The following is a 16,647-nucleotide window of genomic DNA, read 5'->3' on the forward strand; positions in this document are numbered from 1 at the left end:
TAAAAAAACACCGCCAATTGGCGGTGTTTTTATTTAAATCAATGAGCTATTAATCTTCTGCAACAACAGAGATTTTAACTACTGATTTAACTTCAGTGTGAAGTTGAACTTCAACTTCAAAGTCACCTAGGTTGCGTAAAGCACCTAAAGGTAGACGTACTTCAGCTTTAGCTAGCTCAACGCCTGCTGCAGTAACTGCATCAGCGATGTCGCGGTTGCCCACTGAACCGAATAATTTACCTTCGTCACCAGCTTTAGAAGCGATAACAACTGACTCTAATGCAGCAAGCTTTTCAGCGCGAGCAGTACAAACACTTAATTCAGCAGCTAATTTAGCTTCTAATTCAGCGCGACGTGCTTCGAAAACTTTAACGTTTTCGTCATTAGCGATAACAGCTTTGCCTTGTGGCAAAAGGAAGTTACGAGCATAACCAGCTTTAACAGCAACTTGGTCACCTAAGTTGCCTAGGTTAGCGATTTTATCAAGCAGAATAACGTTCATTATCTAATTCCTCTGATTTAAATACTGCGATTACTGATGTAAATCAGTGTAAGGCAGTAGAGAAAGATAACGAGCACGCTTAATCGCGCGAGCTAGTTGGCGTTGATATTTAGCACTAGTACCAGTAATACGGCTAGGAACAATCTTACCGCTTTCAGTTACGTAGTTTTTTAAAGTAACGATATCTTTGTAATCAATTTCTGCAACACCTTCAGAGGTGAAACGACAGAACTTGCGACGACGGAAATAACGTGCCATGTTGACAGTCTCCTAAGTTTTCAATTCGACATTTTCGGCATGCAAAACCAATTTATTTTGGCCATTTCGCCCTTGTTGTAAAGAGATAAACCCTTCAACTTGGACCTGCACACCTGCTTTTAATTCTTCTGTTACGCTGTTAAAGCGCTTACCACTTAATATGACTTGGATCAGACAATAAACATTTCTCAACATTTGATCGTCATACCGCTGTGTTTTGTGTTCTAGCGTAATCACCTTATGGGGAATGCCGCTGGGACTATCAAAACGCTTTGAACGAGTTATCGTTCCGGTCAACACTAAGTGATTAATCACAGACTAATTATTCAGCAGTTTCTTCAGCGCTTGCTTCAACTTCTTTTTCAGCAGCTGGTGCAGCAGTAGGAGCACGACGTGAATCACGCTCATCTTTTGCTTTAGCCATTGGAGAAGCTTCAGTAACAGCAGTTTTAGTGCGCATTACCATGTTACGCAGAACAGCGTCATTGAAACGGAAAGCTGTTTCTAACTCTTCGATAGACTCTGCAGTTGCTTCTACGTTCATAAGAACATAGTGAGCTTTATGTAGGTCTTGAATTGGGTAAGCCAATTGACGACGACCCCAATCTTCTAAACGGCTGATAGTACCGTTAGCATCAGTGATTACACTGCTGTAACGCTCGATCATACCTGGGACTTGTTCACTTTGATCTGGGTGAACCATAAATACGATTTCATAATGACGCATTTATTGCTCCTTACGGTTAATTAGCCTCACGTGTGGCTCAGTCAGACCAAGTTGGAGGCAAGGAACGGAATTAAATGACTGATTTAAGCGCGGGATGATACATAAAGCCCGCACAAAACTCAAGCAATACTTGTGTGGTGCATGCTTTATTACCTTTAACTGATTAACTCACTCAAGCAGGCGTTGACAGCAATGACGGTAAATAATGAAAATACCCAGCAAAAAACAATAACCAGCGTGAAATTTAATTTGATATTGAATACACAGATGAAGCCATTGAGCGCTTTGCAGCCACTGCGAATACAGGTATTATGGCGCTTCATCCGTATTTCAGGCATTCCTAATAACTATATAGAAACAACGTAATGAAAAAAGTCTGCATCTTCATATCTTCTTTACTCACTACGTCTTCAGCGTGGGCACTTGTTCCCCCTGACTATAAAGAGCCACCAAGTGACTTTAAAGCTGAAATTGAAGCGGGTATGCAACTCAATACCGGTAACAACCAGTCGCAGAACTTTAATGGCCGAACTTATTTAAATTATGATACTGAAAAAGCCCGTCAGGAATTTACCTTTAAGGTGTATTACGCCGCAGATAAAGACTCTACCACTGCAGAAAAGTATGATGTATTTGCCCAGTCAAGTTATAAGCTAGAAAGCGGCTATATTTTTGGCCGAGGGGAATTTACTTGGGATGATTTTGGTAGTTATACCAAACTGTCGACGGTTTCTACTGGTTATGGTTTTGATGTGGTCTCAAATTATAACCAAAGCCTGAGTTTAGAAGTTGGTCCCGGTTTTCGTTATGACTTACCCAAAGCAACGGATTCGGACCTAAACCCAGCAGCCAACCAAGACATCATTTTACGTACTGCAGCCAAGTACAATATTAAATTGCAAGAATATACCAGTCTTAATGCCGATTTAACCTCAGAAATTGGTGAAGATAACAATACCTTGACCTTGGATGTCAGTTATAGAAATACCTTTTTACAGGATTGGGCATTCAAACTGGGTGTAAATGTGAGATACACAGCAGTGGTACCTGAAGACAGTGTAAAAACCGATACCATCACCACATTTAACTTGCTATATACCTTCCAGTAATCCGCACTAATCTAATATTAAGTGATTAGCGTTGGCTTGGTTTCTCAAACCCCAGATAAACAAAAACGGGCCCTAAGGCCCGCTTCAATATCTGCTTAACCGTTCAGTAAATTACTTTACTAAGCGTTGACGCACTGCTTCAAACAAGCAAACACCTGTCGCTACAGACACATTCAAACTCGAAACACTTCCCGCCATCGGGATTGACACTATTGAATCACAGCTTTCACGGGTTAAACGGCGTAAACCTTTATCTTCTGCGCCCATCGCAATGGCTAAAGGCCCTTTTAAGTCTGCTTGGTATAACTCACAATCCGCTTCACCGGCGGCACCAATAATCCACACCCCTTTTTGCTGAATATGACGCATAGTACGGGCAAGGTTGGTAACTTGGAATAATGGAATCGTTTCAGCCGCGCCGCAAGCAACCTTGCTCACGATTGACGTCAGTCCCACCGAGTTATCTTTTGGTACGATAATCCCTTGTACACCGGCAGCATCGGCATTACGTAAACAAGCACCTAGATTATGTGGGTCAGTGACACCATCAAGAATTAACAAAAATGGTAGGTCTGTCTTTTCTAATAAAGCATCTAAGTCCGCTTCAGCCAAGATTTTAGCAGCTTTAACTCGTGCAACAATACCCTGATGCTGAGTGCTCGATGCTTTGTCATCTAGTACTTTACGACCTGAACTTTGTACAGACACACCAAACTCTGTCGCTTTTTTGATTAATGGTAATAAACGCTCGTCATCACGACCTTGTAATACCCAAACTTCAATGACGCGTTCAGGTGAGTTGCTTAGCAAAGCTTCTACTGCGTGAATGCCAAAAATGATATCTTGTTTTTTCATTTACTTATTTTCTCTTGCGCTTTGCTTTAGTCGATGGTTTTTTAGCAGCCGGTGATGTTACACCAGCCGCTGAACTATTTGCAGCTTTAGCTGCAGGCTTGCGCTTTTTTCCGCCTTTAGTGGCAGATTTTTTCGCTTTGCCCGCTGTGCTTTTACCCGCTTTGCCAGAACGCCCCTTTGCTGGCGACTCTGCAGCTGGCTCACCTTTTGCTGATGCGCCCATTTTAGCGCCTTCAAGATTGGCTCTTTCTCTGGCTGTTAATGGCTTCTTATTGGCTTTCTTACGGCTCTTACCGTGATCACCAATCATGATCAGATCGATTTGACGATCATCTAAGTTAACCGCGGCAACTTTGACATTGACCTCGTCACCCACTTGATAAACCTTGCGGGTGTTTTCGCCAATCAAACGCTGACGCATTGGGTCAAACTGATAATAATCGCTGACTAAGCTTGAGATATGCACTAAGCCATCGATATACAAATCCTTTAAACGTACAAACAAACCAAAATTGGTCACTGAAGCAATGACAGCTTCAAATTCATCACCAACATGATCTTGCATGTATTCACATTTGAGCCAGTCGCTGACATCACGTGTGGCTTCATCTGCACGGCGCTCAGTAGTTGAACACTCTTCGCCCAGTTTATCTAGCTCTTCAAGTAGATAATGGTAGCCACCTTCTGGGGTCCACTTCTGCTTCATCTCACCTTGCTCTGCCGCTAACAAATAACGGATAACGCGATGTAAGACTAAGTCAGGGTAACGACGAATAGGCGAGGTAAAGTGTGAATACTCTTCTAATGCCAAGCCAAAGTGACCGTCATTATCAGGGGTGTATATCGCTTGTCTCATTGAGCGCAGTAACATTACCTGGATCAATTCAGCATCCGGTCTATCTGCAATTTTCAGCATTAAGTCCTGATAATCTGACGGCGTAGGTTCAGTGCCGCCATTCATTGATAAACCGCGTTCTGCCAGAAACTCTTTGAAGTTTGCCAACTTGGTTTCTGAAGGTGACTCATGCACACGGTATAACACTTCACCTTTATGCTTTTTGACGAACTTAGCTGAAGCGACGTTGGCTAAAATCATACATTCTTCAATGATTTTATGTGCCTGATTACGGCTACGGGGCACAATTGCTTCAATTTTACGTTGCTCGTTAAACACAAACTGGGTTTCAACGGTTTCAAACGCAATCGCCCCACGTTCTGCGCGGCGCTCATTTAAGGTTAAATATAACGACTGTAAACACTGAAGATGCGGGAACAAAGCTTCATGCTCAGGGGCAATCTTGCCACCTTCTAGCATGGCTGCCACTTGCGTGTAAGTAAAACGCGCATGTGAGTGCATCACTGCCGGATAAAACTTATAACCCGATAGTTTACCCGCAGCTGAAATGGTCATCTCAGCCACCATACAAAGGCGATCAACATGGGGATTTAGTGAACACAAACCATTAGAGATTTTCTCTGGTAGCATCGGGATAACTTGCGATGGAAAATACACTGAGTTACCACGGGATCTCGCTTCATCATCTAATGCCGAGTCTGTACGCACATAGTGACTTACATCAGCAATAGCGACCCATAAACGCCAGCCACCGCTAGGTTTAGTTTCGGCATAAACAGCATCGTCAAAATCGCGGGCATCTTCGCCATCAATGGTCACTAAGGGTAAATGTCTTAAATCGACGCGACCTTGTTTATCTGACTCTGGGACTTCATCCGGAATGCGCTTAAGTTTTTTCTCAATAACAGCTGACCATTTGTGAGGCAAATCGTAATTGCGCAGAGCAATTTCAATTTCCATACCTGGCGCCATTGTTTTACCGAGCACTTCGGTCACTTTGGCTGCCGCTTTAACAAATCGTCCAGGACGACGGGTTAATTCAAGCACAACAACGTCGCCAGCTCTGGCGCCATTAGCGTCTTCTTTGGCAATCAAGATTTCTTGGGTAATTCGTCTGTCATCGGCAATCACAAATGCCATGCCAGCATCAACATGATAACGGCCGACTAATGGCGCGCTGCGCTGCTGCACTAAACGAACGATACGCGCTTCACGTCGTCCACGGCGATCGGAACCTGCTTTTTGCGCCAACACTTTATCACCGTGAAAATACATCTGCATATCACGATTATTAATAAAGAGATCGTCACCGCCTTCATCAGATTTAAAAAATCCGAAACCATCACGATGGCCGATAATCGTACCGGTAAGCAGATCCATTTTTTCAGGAAGACCATAACTATGGCCACGGGTATAAACCAGTTGCCCATCACGCTCCATGGCGCGCAGTCGTCTTCTTAACGCTTCTAAGTGGTCTTCATCAACCATTTTTAGCGCGGCGGCGATATGTTCTCTGGTGACAGGTGACTTTTGCTCACGCAAATACTCTAGTATGTATTCACGGCTTGGGATTGGGTTTTCGTACTTGTCTTGCTCTCTCTCAAAATGAGGATCGATGATCATTCAATTTCCAAATAATTTACTCCCTCGTGGGAGTCTTAGCGGTTGTGCAGCTGTGGCTGCTGTGCTCGCTCTATTATACTGGCGGGCATTTTAGCGGCTAACATCTGCAATAATGATGTGGCTTTTTTCTGTGTCGCGGCATCATTAAATACGCTGTTATATAACCAATGGTAACCTAATTGATAATCAACAGGGCTACCATAACCTTCGCCGTATAGGCGAACTAACATCAATCTTGCAGGCAGATCGCCATTGGCTGCTGCCGGCATCACATATTGCACTGCTCGATTTTTGTCTTGCACTACCATTTCACCGTGATAGTAATATTCGGCCAGTTTCAGCATCGCCTCAGCGCTACCTTGCTCTGCAGCAGTTTGTAATAACGCCATGCCACGGGAAGCGTGTTTATCTACACACACACCATGGTTGAGCATTTCGGCCCATAAAAACTGATACATGGGCTGCTGGAGTACTTCTGCTCTAGCTTCAATATCTTGCACTAGTTGGCAGTCATCGCGTTTAACTTGCTTTAAATAAACATCATTGCGGATCAATTTAATTAATTGCTCATCACCATAGATATCCACCGCGGTTAATTCAGCAACAGCTAAATTCGGCAGTAAGCACAACACCAACAAACATAAACGCAGCATAACGATTCTCAATGACACTTTAGTTACTCTATGCATCGGCATTATAGCCTATATCTTGAGTATTAACTGCACAAACAACAATATTTAGTGGTTATTTGAATTGCCAAAATGATTTTAAAAAAGCAGTAAAAAGAAGAGAAATTGCGCGGAGTTACAGTTTCAATTTTATCGTCTAAGGTTTGTTAATTCTGCATATTAAAAAGGCCGCTAAATAGCGGCCTTTTTATGTGTTAGTTAAATGGATTAACTAATACGATTGTCTCGTTTCTGTCAGGACCGGTTGATACGATATCAACAGGCGCTTCAAGTAACTCTTCGATACGAGCAATATAATTAAGCGCTGCTTGTGGCAGTTGCTCAATTGAAGTCGCACCAAAGGTAGACTCACTCCAGCCAGGCATAGTTTCGAATACAGGAGTAACCTGTTCGTAACCTTCAGCTGCAAGTGGTGTGACAGTTTCTACAGTTCCATCAGGATACTGGTAACCAACACAGATCTTAACTTCTTCAAGACCGTCAAGAACGTCAAGTTTAGTTAGGCAGAAGCCGCTAACACTGTTGATTTGAACTGCACGGCGCATTGCCACAGCATCTAACCAACCTGGACGACGTTTACGACCAGTAGTTGCACCAAACTCTTGGCCTTTATGACCTAAGTAATCACCGATCTCATTCTCAAGCTCTGTTGGGAAAGGACCTGCACCTACACGTGTAGTGTAAGCTTTCATGATACCTAGAACATAATCTAAGTGACGAGGACCAAAACCAGAACCGGTAGCGACGCCACCTGCTGTAGTGTTTGATGAAGTCACATATGGGTATGTACCATGGTCGATATCAAGTAATGTACCTTGTGCACCTTCAAACAAGATAGGCTCACCCGCTTTACGGGCTGTATCAAGTAATTCAGTAACATCAGTACACATACTCTTAAGATAATCAGCAATTGCTAATGCATCATCAAGGGTAGTTTGATAATCAACTGCGTCACAGTCATAGTATTCAGTCAGCATAAAGTTGTGATATTTCATCACTTCTTTTAATTTAACTGCGAATAACTCTGCATTGAACAAATCACCAACGCGTAGACCACGACGAGAAATTTTATCTTCATAAGCTGGACCAATACCACGACCCGTTGTACCGATAGCTTGATTGCCGCGCGCTTTTTCGCGAGCTACATCAAGAGCACAATGGAAAGGTAGGATCAGTGGACATGCTTCTGAAATAAGAAGACGCTCTTCGACAGGAACTCCACGCTCTTTAAGCATGTTGATCTCTTTCATCAAAGCATCAGGAGCCAATACCACACCATTACCGATAATGCATTTCACATTATCACGTAAAATCCCTGACGGAATTAAGTGAAGTACGGTTTTATCGCCGTCAATTACCAGAGTATGACCAGCATTGTGGCCGCCTTGGTAACGAACTACATATTTTGCCTGTTCTGTTAGAAGGTCGACAATCTTACCTTTTCCTTCGTCACCCCATTGAGTGCCGAGTACTACTACGTTTTTGCCCATCGTCTGCTGCAAGGTTGCGGTATAAAGGCGAATTTTAACAGATTTAGGGGGGTAATATGCAAGTATTTTATGCGAAAATTATTAATAGTACTATGCCGGCAGAGACTAGGCAGCCACCTAACCGCCTGAGATTATTCTTATTTTGCATCGAAAATTCGGCTAAATATTTTTTCCATTGCAGCGGAAATAATAAGGGTCCGATACCTTCAAGTACCAAAACAAGCCCCATGGCAAACATCAACATTTGAAAATTCATGGTCTAGTTCCACTATTTGGTTTACACATTAGCAAAAAACATCGACTACACCATAACGCTTCTAAGCGGTCATCGCATTACATCGAATGACTAATTGGCGTTTTTACCTAAAAAAAGCCAATAAAAAACCCAGCATATAGCTGGGTTTTTTGAATTCTGAAAACGTATTAACGTTTTGAGAATTGTGGCTTACGACGTGCTTTACGTAGACCAACTTTCTTACGCTCAACTTTACGAGCATCACGGGTAACGAAACCAGCAGAACGTAAAGAAGGACGTAGAGCTTCGTCTAACTGAAGCAATGCACGAGTAATACCGTGACGAATTGCACCTGCTTGGCCAGTGGTTCCACCGCCCTTAACAGTTACATAGATGTCAAGTTTGTCAGTCATTTCAACTAGCTCTAGAGGCTGACGAACAACCATGCGAGCAGTTTCACGACCAAAATATACATCTAGTGGACGTTGGTTAACAACGATTTGACCACTACCTGCTTTAGCGAATACGCGAGCAGTTGATGTTTTACGACGGCCAGTGCCGTAGTACTGAGTTGCAGACATTAGCTTACTCCCGTATTAGATATCAAGAACTTGAGGTTGTTGTGCAGCATGGTTATGTTCAGTGCCAGCGTAAACTTTAAGCTTACGGAACATAGCACGGCCCAAAGGACCTTTTGGTAACATACCCTTAACTGCTTTCTCGATAATCATTTCAGGCTTATGATCTTGCAGCTTTTCAAAAGAAATCTGCTTAATACCACCGATGAAACCTGTATGTGAGTAGTAAATTTTGCCTTTAGCTTTGTTACCAGTCACAGTAACTTTCTCAGCGTTAATAACGATGATGTAGTCACCAGTGTCAACATGAGGAGTATACTCTGGCTTGTGCTTACCACGTAAACGAGTAGCAATTTCAGTAGCGATACGACCTAAAGTTTTACCTTCGGCATCAACGACGAACCAGTCACGTGTGACTGTTTCTGGTGTAGCAGTAAATGTAGTCTTCATTTTTACAAAAACCCAATGTTTAAAATTCTGTCTCAATGCTGAATGCGGAATGCAAACAACACAATGACCATTTCAAAGCCCCTTCGAGCTGAAATTGGTTTAAATCGTCCACCCAAATTCGGTGGAGTAACGAGGGCAGGTGGCGGATTATAGACAAAGCTGAGTTAAAAATCACCTAATTTCTGATAGTTTTCTAAAAAACTTCTCTGGTGCTTTAGCTGATTTCATCCCTCAATAACTATTTATGGTAAATGCTCCAACATTAAATAGTCATGTGATTGCATTTCAATCAATCTTGAGCGGCAGCGTCTAAACTCAAAACTGAGTAAACCATCTGTGTAAATATCTTCTAATGAAACTTCAGCAGAAATAATTAACTTCACATTACGCTCATAAAATTCATCTACCATCGCGAGAAATCGCCGAGCAATATCATCACCGGTTGTGGCTGAGCCCATTTGTTCAAGCCCACTTAATAGAACGGTATGGTACAAACGAGCCACTTCCATATAGTCGCGCTGGGATCGAGGGCCGTCACATAAGTCTCTAAAGTTGGCCAATAGCACCCCTTGGGATTGCTGGCGAATATTCACCTCACGGCCTTCAATTTCAATGGCGTCAGTGAATACTTCTGATTCTGGAGCAAGCTGGGCAAAATAGCTTAACAAGTTGGTGTCAGCCTGCTCATCCAGTGGGTAGTGGTAAATCTCAGCTTGCTCAAGGGTTCGTAAGCGATAATCAATACCCGAATCCACATTAAGGATCTCGCAGTTTTGGTTTATTAAGGCGATTGCGGGTAAAAATCTTGCGCGCTGTAAGCCATTTTTATAGAGGTCATCGGGAATGATGTTTGAGGTGGCCACTAACGCGACCCCTTCTTTAAATAAGTGTTGGAACAAGGTGCCCAATAACATGGCATCGGTAATGTCAGAAACAAAAAATTCATCGAAACATATGATGTTATATTGCTGCGCCATTTTGTTAGCAATAGTAATTAATGGGTCCTGAACACCGTCAAGTTCGCCTAAGTCATGGTGTAGCTGGTGCATAAAGCGATGAAAGTGGGCCCGCAGTTTTTTCTCTGTTGGCAGCGCATCAAAAAAAGTATCCATCAAGTAAGTTTTACCACGACCTACTCCGCCCCATAAATATAAACCTTTGACGCTAGGGGCTGATTTTTTAAGGCCGATTGAACCTAAAAGCCGACTCAATGAGGACTGCTGAACATCGGCTGCGATAAGTTCTTCATAAACACGTTGCAATGACTTTACCGCTTGCTCTTGGGCTAAATCATGGGAGAAACCTTCACGGGTTAAATCTTGCTGGTAATGCTGCCAAGGGCTTAACTGCGACACGGGGACTACTCTCTATATACTGCTGAAAATTCCACACAACCATAACATATCACCCTTAGCCGGCGTAACGGTAAACCACATAAAAATTAACCTTTGTTAATGATGGCTGAACTTATTGAAACTTAGAACACTCCGAGGTTATATAGTCAATACAGCTAAACTGAAGTTGTATTTACGCCAGTCACCCATAATATGTGTATAAGCAAAGATTAATTTTCAAGGAGCAAGAAACAATGAAACCCAAATTAACCTTAGTTTCAGCAGCGATATTATCCGCCTCTTTATCGTTAATGCCGGCGTTGTCCCAAGCTGCAATTCCACAAACTGTTAATGGTCAAGCGCTACCTAGCCTCGCTCCCATGCTAGAAAAAACAACTCCCGCTGTCGTCTCTGTTGCAGTCAGCGGCACCCAAACCTCTAAACAACAAATTCCCGATGTGTTTCGATATTTCTTTGGCCCTAACGCCCCCCAAGAACAAGTGCGTGAACGCCCTTTTAGAGGCTTAGGATCAGGGGTCATCATTAACGCCAAAGAGGGTTACATCGTCACGAATAACCACGTTATTAATGGTGCTGATGAAATTAAAATTGGTTTACATGATGGTCGTGAGATTGACGCAAAACTCATTGGCTCAGATCCTGAATCTGATATTGCGCTATTACAAATAGAAGCGAAAAACCTTACCCAAGTGAAACAAACCAACTCTGATGATATCCGTGTCGGCGATTTTGCTATCGCCATTGGTAACCCATTTGGTTTAGGGCAAACCGTGACTTCAGGTATTGTTAGCGCCTTGGGCCGTAGCGGTTTAGGGATTGAAATGCTGGAGAACTTTATCCAAACTGACGCCGCGATTAATAGTGGTAACTCAGGCGGCGCCTTGGTTAATCTTAACGGTGAGTTAATCGGTATTAATACCGCCATTGTGGCCCCCGGTGGTGGCAACGTCGGTATTGGCTTTGCTATTCCGGCTAATATGGTTAACAACCTAATTAATCAAATTATTGAGCATGGTGAAGTTAAACGTGGCGTGCTTGGCGTTATGGGCCGAGACTTAGATAACGAATTGGCCAAAGCATTTGGTCTAGAAACCCAGCATGGCGGTTTTATTAGTGAAGTCATGCCTGATAGCGCCGCAGACAAAGCAGGTATAGAAGCGGGTGACATCATTGTCAGTGTCAATGGTAAGCAGATTAAAAACTTCCAAGCCTTGCGAGCAAAGGTCGCCACTATGGGCGCTGGTGCTAAAGTTAAAATTGGCATCATTCGCGATGGTGATAATGAAACCATTAATGTCACCCTTGGTGAGTCAAATAGCAGTTCAGGCACCAGTGCTGATGCATTACACCCAATGCTTGAAGGGGCTGAGTTAAGTAATAGCCGTAAAGGTATTGAAATTGCTGAAGTGGCTCAAGGATCGCCAGCCGCCAGAAATGGACTCGAGAAAGGCGATTTAATTGTCGGGCTAAATCGCAGTAAAGTAAAAAGCCTTAAAGACTTAAAAGAGCAGCTAAAGACTCAGCAAGGCGCGGTCGCATTGAAAATATTTCGTGACAATAAGCTGCTTTACTTGGTACTGCGTTAAAGCAGCACCGAATAAACCCTGTTGTTTTACCCAATAAGCATCGTAGCCCTGTTACGATGCTTAATTTTTTTAATCATGATAATATCTTGGGTACTTTTTCATAATTTAGTCAGCCAATGAATTTCAAAGACACAATTTTATATTTGACCAAAGCTGTGGCATTTGGATTAGTCATGGCGGCCGCTTTCATATTTGTTACTTCGATAACCAACAACAGTAATTTCAATAATGGCTTAACCACTACCCAGCACCACAATGACTTATCCTTTGCTAAAGCCGTTCGTCGAGCAGCCCCTGCTGTGGTCAATATTTATAGCCTTAGTTTAGATCAAAATAGCCCATTAAATTCAAGCTCGCTTCAAGGCTTGGGTTCTGGGGTTATCATGAGTAAAGAAGGCTACATTTTAACCAATTACCATGTAATTAAAAAAGCCGATGAAATTGTTATCGCGCTACAAGATGGCCGAAAATTTACCTCAGAAGTTGTCGGTTCAGATCCAGTCACCGATTTAGCGGTCCTTAAAATTGAAGGCGATAATCTACCTATCGTGCCGATCAATTTATCCAAACCTGCACAAGTGGGCGATGTGGTACTTGCCATTGGTAACCCTTACAACTTAGGCCAAACCATTACCCAAGGTATTATCAGTGCAACCGGCCGAAACGGCTTAAGTTCAGGCTATCTTGATTTCTTACAAACCGATGCAGCCATTAATGCCGGTAACTCTGGCGGTGCACTTATCGACACCACTGGCGAACTAATTGGTATTAATACTGCGGCATTTCAAATCGGTGATGAAGGTGGCGGGCACGGTATTAACTTTGCCATCCCAATTAAACTGGCTCACAGCATTATGGGAAAGTTGATTAAAAATGGCCGCGTTATTCGTGGCGCGTTAGGGATTTCAGGCGAGCCGTTAAGCCCTGTTATGGCGCAAATCCTCAACTTACCGGATTTAAAAGGCGTATTGGTCACCGCTGTTGATCCCAAAGGGCCTGCGGCAGATGCGAAACTGCGTCCAAGAGATGTGATTATCGCTTATGCAGAAGAGAGTGTTCCTGGGGTTGAAATGCTGATGGATAGAATTGCTGAAACAGCGCCCGGAGATAGCATCACAATGACCATCATCCGCGAAGGTAAGTCTTATGATGTGCCAGTGATTATTGGTGAGAAGGCTGTCGAACCTTAAGCACAAATTACAACTTAACCATTTAATCATAAAAAAGTCAGCTACCTTAGGTAACTGACTTTTTATTCTTTACTATAAAGCTTTGGCAAACAACTTAAGCAATCTACAGCTTATGCAATACGAACCACTTCACCGCCGATGGCTTTAAACTTATCTTCGATATGCTCATAACCACGATCTAAGTGATATATACGATCAACGGTTGTCGTACCGTCAGCCATAAGGCCTGCAATCACTAAACTCGCTGAAGCGCGTAAATCTGTCGCCATCACTTGCGCACCGTTCATGCGCTCAATACCATTAATGATGCAGGTGTTACCCTCTAGCTCCATTTCAGCGCCCATACGGCTTAACTCAGGTACATGCATAAAACGATTTTCAAAAATCGTTTCAGTCACATGACTGGTGCCTTCAGCTAATGCGTTTAACACACAAAATTGCGCTTGCATGTCCGTCGGAAAAGCAGGATATGGCGCAGTTTTAATATTAACCGCTTTAGGGCGCTTGCCTTGCATATCAAGTTCAATCCAATCGTCGCCAGTATTAATCACCGCGCCAGCATCTTCAAGTTTTGCCAGAACTGCTTCTAGGCTTGAAGGATCGGCGCTTAGACAGCGAATTTTTCCGCGCGTCACGGCTGCAGCCACTAAAAATGAGCCGGTTTCGATGCGATCAGGCATCACTCTGTGGTTACAACCAGAGAGTTTCTCAACCCCTTGAATACGCAAGGTTGCGCTGCCAACACCGGTAATTTTTGCGCCCATTGCAATTAAGCAATGTGCTAAATCATTAATTTCAGGTTCGCGAGCGGCATTTTCAATAATGGTTTCACCATCAGCTAAGGTCGCAGCCATCAATAGGTTTTCAGTGGCACCAACGCTGACCATATCCATAAAGATATGCGCGCCTTTTAAGCGGCCATCAACTCTGGCTTTAATATAACCTTCTTTTACCTCAATAGTAGCGCCCATTTGCTCTAGCCCTTGCAAATGCAAGTTCACAGGTCTTGCGCCAATCGCGCAGCCACCAGGCAATGAAACATCAGCGGTACCAAATCGAGCCAGTAACGGCCCTAAAATCAAAATAGAGGCGCGCATGGTTCTAACCAAATCGTATGGCGCACAAAACTCTTTGAGATTAGTGGTTGAGATCCGATATTGGCTATTGCCTAACTCAGTGACATCAGCACCAAGGCAGCGAAGTAATTCACAGGTTGTTTTTACATCGCGAAGGTTAGGTACATTCGAAATATTAAAGTCAGTTTCAGCTAAAACACCAGCAAACAGGATCGGCAAAGCCGCATTCTTGGCGCCAGAGATGGTCACATCTCCGGCAAGGGGCTTGCTGGCTTGTATTGTTAATTTATCCACACTAATTCTCTACACTCAGTATTACGCTTACATATTAAATAATTTTTCACGCTTCCACTGAGTCGGCGTAAAAGTCTTGATAGTAAGCGCATGTAACTCACCACTGGCAATATGTTCATTCAGTGGTGCATAAATGGTCTGCTGCTGCTTCACTTTACTCATAGCGTCGAACATTTCGCCAACTGCAACCACTTTGTAGTGGCTACCATCTGAAGTCACATGTACTTCATCTAGGGTTAACGCCTCTGATAAAATCTGCTCAATTACTTTGCAATCCATGAAATGTGCTACCTTAAATTCAATGCTATTGTTCTATGAAAAAGGACTCTAAATCATACAACTCGATAAGTTTTTTTAGATGCTTACTCGGATTAGCCAAGCTCCTTGGCTGAGTGTTGTCCCCATGACAATGACCTAAACATATTAGTTCAAGCAATAAGGCCACGCCTGCACTGTCAACATACTCTAAAGCAGACAAGTCTAACACTTGAGTCGTATCAGTAAACAATTGTTGTTGATTTGGCCACAATTCTCTGACCTCAACCTGAGTTAATTGCCCTTTTAGGTGACAAATATCACCTTGCTGTGAAAATTCAATCACGCAGCATTGCCCTCGTCCTGATCTAAGCGAATATTTTGGTTGGTGCGCTCATAAAGCATGTCGATGACCTTATCGACGCCTTTTTGGCGAATTAAATTGGAAATTTCTGATTGCTTTGACGCCAGTAAACTCACGCCTTCCGCCACCAAATCAAACGCTTTCCAGCTGTCATCTTTTAGACGTCTGGCTTTAAACACCACTTTAATGGGCGGGCGACCATCTTCAATAATTTCGACGCGGACATCGATCATTTTCTCGTTACTAAAATCAGCAGCCGGGAAAAACTGTACTTGCTGACCAGTGTACTCAGTAAAGGCTTGGGCATAGGTAGCCACTAAATAACCTTCAAAAGCATCCACAAACCGCTGACGTTGTTCAGGAGTCGTGTCACGCAGGTATTGCCCCATCACTTTATACGCGGCGTATTTATAATCAACATAGGGCATAAGCTCTTCGCGAACGATAACTTTTAAATAGCTTAAATCATTGTCAATGAGGGCTTTGTCTTTATCAAAACGCGCAAAGGTTTTCTCTGATACTTGCTGCACCAGCTTGAACGGATCATGGGTATCTATGTCATCAGTCGTCAGCTCTGCAGCACCAAGCTGGCTGATGCTTAACCATAAAAAGACACTTAACATAACGCGAATAAACTGCTTCATATACCGCTCCTACTTATCATCCGATGACATGCTATAGATTAACTGACCGATTAAGTCTTCCAGTACTAATGCTGAGCGCGTGTCATAAATTTTATCGCCATCAGCGAGCATCTCAATATCATCATCCATAAAGCCTGGGGTTAACCCCAAAAACTGCTCACCCAATAAACCTGCAGTTAAAATCGATAAGCTGCTGGTCTCTGGAAATTGATCATATTGCTTATCCATAGTGATGCTCACTATCGGTACAAGCTTTTTGGGGTCGAGCTGAATATCAGTTACCCTTCCGACAACCACCCCGCCCACTTTCACTGGCGAGCGTACTTTTAAGCCACCGATATTGCTAAATTCAGCGTGTAAACTGTAAGTTGCCTGATTAGGCTTAAGCTCAACATTGGCCACATTAAATACCAGCACACAAAATGCCACTAAGCCTGACAATAAGAACAATCCAACCAATAACTCTATTTTCCGTGTCAACATACGACTAAACCACTTTAATTAATGAATG

General features: G+C 43.1%; 20 protein-coding genes. 3 read left to right on the plus strand and 17 right to left on the minus strand.

Annotated elements, in window-relative coordinates; translation table 11 throughout:
* Positions 1-49 precede the first annotated feature (49 nt).
* From rplI to rpsF, 4 genes are read right to left on the minus strand one after another with little or no spacing between them, the layout of a single operon-like run.
* Positions 50-502 (minus strand): 50S ribosomal protein L9, encoded by a 453-nt coding sequence (gene rplI / locus BCU91_RS14200; RefSeq protein ID WP_076539126.1) that lies wholly within the window; start codon positions 500-502, stop codon positions 50-52.
* 30 nt (positions 503-532) lie between these two features.
* Positions 533-760, minus strand: a complete 228-nt coding sequence (rpsR, locus tag BCU91_RS14205; RefSeq protein WP_055023454.1) for a 30S ribosomal protein S18 — start codon at positions 758-760, stop codon at positions 533-535.
* A 12-nt stretch (positions 761-772) separates the two neighbouring features.
* Positions 773-1,075, minus strand: coding sequence for a primosomal replication protein N (priB, locus tag BCU91_RS14210; RefSeq protein WP_076539129.1), 303 nt, complete (start codon positions 1,073-1,075; stop codon positions 773-775).
* A gap of 7 nt (positions 1,076-1,082) precedes the next feature.
* Complete coding sequence (rpsF, locus tag BCU91_RS14215) at positions 1,083-1,487, minus strand: 30S ribosomal protein S6 (RefSeq protein ID WP_076539132.1); 405 nt, start codon at positions 1,485-1,487, stop codon at positions 1,083-1,085.
* Between the two features lie 365 nt (positions 1,488-1,852).
* Here rpsF and BCU91_RS14220 point away from each other — a divergent pair, with 365 nt between their 5' ends.
* Entirely contained in the window at positions 1,853-2,596 is a 744-nt protein-coding gene (locus BCU91_RS14220; protein ID WP_102520508.1) for a DUF481 domain-containing protein, read from the plus strand.
* A 111-nt stretch (positions 2,597-2,707) separates the two neighbouring features.
* Here BCU91_RS14220 and rlmB read toward each other — a convergent pair whose 3' ends face one another.
* From rlmB to zapE, 8 genes are all read right to left on the minus strand, one after another.
* A complete protein-coding gene (gene rlmB, locus BCU91_RS14225) occupies positions 2,708-3,451 on the minus strand; it encodes a 23S rRNA (guanosine(2251)-2'-O)-methyltransferase RlmB (RefSeq protein ID WP_102520507.1) in 744 nt (247 codons plus the stop codon).
* Positions 3,452-3,455: 4 nt separating this feature from the next.
* Complete coding sequence (gene rnr / locus BCU91_RS14230) at positions 3,456-5,930, minus strand: ribonuclease R (protein ID WP_102475896.1); 2,475 nt, start codon at positions 5,928-5,930, stop codon at positions 3,456-3,458.
* 35 nt (positions 5,931-5,965) lie between these two features.
* A complete protein-coding gene (locus BCU91_RS14235; RefSeq protein ID WP_102440124.1) occupies positions 5,966-6,619 on the minus strand; it encodes an SEL1-like repeat protein in 654 nt (217 codons plus the stop codon).
* A 194-nt stretch (positions 6,620-6,813) separates the two neighbouring features.
* Positions 6,814-8,109: an adenylosuccinate synthase gene (locus BCU91_RS14240; protein WP_076539144.1), complete on the minus strand. Its 1,296-nt coding sequence runs from the start codon at positions 8,107-8,109 to the stop codon at positions 6,814-6,816.
* Positions 8,110-8,176: 67 nt separating this feature from the next.
* On the minus strand, positions 8,177-8,365 hold the full coding sequence (locus tag BCU91_RS14245; RefSeq protein ID WP_102440112.1) for a DUF2065 family protein: 189 nt from the start codon (positions 8,363-8,365) through the stop codon (positions 8,177-8,179).
* Positions 8,366-8,532: 167 nt separating this feature from the next.
* Entirely contained in the window at positions 8,533-8,925 is a 393-nt protein-coding gene (gene rpsI, locus BCU91_RS14250; protein WP_076539149.1) for a 30S ribosomal protein S9, read from the minus strand.
* A gap of 15 nt (positions 8,926-8,940) precedes the next feature.
* Positions 8,941-9,372 carry a 50S ribosomal protein L13 gene (rplM, locus tag BCU91_RS14255; protein WP_076539151.1) on the minus strand — a complete coding sequence of 144 codons (432 nt, stop codon included), beginning with the start codon at positions 9,370-9,372 and terminating at the stop codon, positions 8,941-8,943.
* Between the two features lie 242 nt (positions 9,373-9,614).
* The gene (zapE, locus tag BCU91_RS14260; protein WP_102440111.1) at positions 9,615-10,727 is read right to left on the minus strand and encodes a cell division protein ZapE; all 1,113 of its coding nucleotides are present in this window, start codon (positions 10,725-10,727) and stop codon (positions 9,615-9,617) included.
* Between the two features lie 233 nt (positions 10,728-10,960).
* On the opposite strand from zapE, the gene BCU91_RS14265 reads away from it, so the two are divergent.
* Together BCU91_RS14265 and degS are read left to right on the plus strand one after the other, a co-directional pair.
* Entirely contained in the window at positions 10,961-12,313 is a 1,353-nt protein-coding gene (locus tag BCU91_RS14265; protein WP_102531743.1) for a DegQ family serine endoprotease, read from the plus strand.
* Positions 12,314-12,429: 116 nt separating this feature from the next.
* Positions 12,430-13,503: an outer membrane-stress sensor serine endopeptidase DegS gene (gene degS, locus BCU91_RS14270; RefSeq protein ID WP_102440109.1), complete on the plus strand. Its 1,074-nt coding sequence runs from the start codon at positions 12,430-12,432 to the stop codon at positions 13,501-13,503.
* A gap of 110 nt (positions 13,504-13,613) precedes the next feature.
* Here degS and murA read toward each other — a convergent pair whose 3' ends face one another.
* From murA to mlaD, 5 genes are read right to left on the minus strand one after another with little or no spacing between them, the layout of a single operon-like run.
* A complete protein-coding gene (gene murA / locus BCU91_RS14275; RefSeq protein WP_102531744.1) occupies positions 13,614-14,873 on the minus strand; it encodes a UDP-N-acetylglucosamine 1-carboxyvinyltransferase in 1,260 nt (419 codons plus the stop codon).
* Between the two features lie 27 nt (positions 14,874-14,900).
* A complete protein-coding gene (locus tag BCU91_RS14280; RefSeq protein ID WP_076539160.1) occupies positions 14,901-15,152 on the minus strand; it encodes a BolA family protein in 252 nt (83 codons plus the stop codon).
* Positions 15,153-15,177: 25 nt separating this feature from the next.
* On the minus strand, positions 15,178-15,474 hold the full coding sequence (locus BCU91_RS14285) for an STAS domain-containing protein (RefSeq protein ID WP_076539162.1): 297 nt from the start codon (positions 15,472-15,474) through the stop codon (positions 15,178-15,180).
* The gene (locus BCU91_RS14290; protein ID WP_241904092.1) at positions 15,471-16,115 is read right to left on the minus strand and encodes an ABC transporter substrate-binding protein; all 645 of its coding nucleotides are present in this window, start codon (positions 16,113-16,115) and stop codon (positions 15,471-15,473) included. The genes BCU91_RS14285 and BCU91_RS14290 overlap by 4 nt, the downstream gene beginning before the upstream one ends.
* Positions 16,116-16,145: 30 nt before the next feature.
* Positions 16,146-16,619 carry an outer membrane lipid asymmetry maintenance protein MlaD gene (gene mlaD, locus BCU91_RS14295; RefSeq protein WP_102440106.1) on the minus strand — a complete coding sequence of 158 codons (474 nt, stop codon included), beginning with the start codon at positions 16,617-16,619 and terminating at the stop codon, positions 16,146-16,148.
* Between the last annotated feature and the right edge of the window lie 28 nt (positions 16,620-16,647).

It is taken from the genome of Shewanella sp. 10N.286.52.B9 (genome assembly GCF_002873635.1).
In the GTDB taxonomy this organism is placed as follows: Bacteria; Pseudomonadota; Gammaproteobacteria; order Enterobacterales; family Shewanellaceae; genus Shewanella.

Coding starts and splice junctions, on each gene's coding strand:
- rplI (WP_076539126.1), bottom strand. CDS start 502: ATGAACGTTATTCTGCTTGATAAAATCGCTAACCTAGGCAACTTAGGT.
- rpsR (WP_055023454.1), bottom strand. CDS start 760: ATGGCACGTTATTTCCGTCGTCGCAAGTTCTGTCGTTTCACCTCTGAA.
- rpsF (WP_076539132.1), bottom strand. CDS start 1,487: ATGCGTCATTATGAAATCGTATTTATGGTTCACCCAGATCAAAGTGAA.
- BCU91_RS14220 (WP_102520508.1), top strand. CDS start 1,853: ATGAAAAAAGTCTGCATCTTCATATCTTCTTTACTCACTACGTCTTCA.
- rlmB (WP_102520507.1), bottom strand. CDS start 3,451: ATGAAAAAACAAGATATCATTTTTGGCATTCACGCAGTAGAAGCTTTG.
- rnr (WP_102475896.1), bottom strand. CDS start 5,930: ATGATCATCGATCCTCATTTTGAGAGAGAGCAAGACAAGTACGAAAAC.
- BCU91_RS14235 (WP_102440124.1), bottom strand. CDS start 6,619: ATGCATAGAGTAACTAAAGTGTCATTGAGAATCGTTATGCTGCGTTTA.
- BCU91_RS14240 (WP_076539144.1), bottom strand. CDS start 8,109: ATGGGCAAAAACGTAGTAGTACTCGGCACTCAATGGGGTGACGAAGGA.
- BCU91_RS14245 (WP_102440112.1), bottom strand. CDS start 8,365: ATGAATTTTCAAATGTTGATGTTTGCCATGGGGCTTGTTTTGGTACTT.
- rpsI (WP_076539149.1), bottom strand. CDS start 8,925: ATGTCTGCAACTCAGTACTACGGCACTGGCCGTCGTAAAACATCAACT.
- rplM (WP_076539151.1), bottom strand. CDS start 9,372: ATGAAGACTACATTTACTGCTACACCAGAAACAGTCACACGTGACTGG.
- BCU91_RS14265 (WP_102531743.1), top strand. CDS start 10,961: ATGAAACCCAAATTAACCTTAGTTTCAGCAGCGATATTATCCGCCTCT.
- degS (WP_102440109.1), top strand. CDS start 12,430: ATGAATTTCAAAGACACAATTTTATATTTGACCAAAGCTGTGGCATTT.
- BCU91_RS14280 (WP_076539160.1), bottom strand. CDS start 15,152: ATGGATTGCAAAGTAATTGAGCAGATTTTATCAGAGGCGTTAACCCTA.
- BCU91_RS14290 (WP_241904092.1), bottom strand. CDS start 16,115: ATGTTAAGTGTCTTTTTATGGTTAAGCATCAGCCAGCTTGGTGCTGCA.
- mlaD (WP_102440106.1), bottom strand. CDS start 16,619: ATGTTGACACGGAAAATAGAGTTATTGGTTGGATTGTTCTTATTGTCA.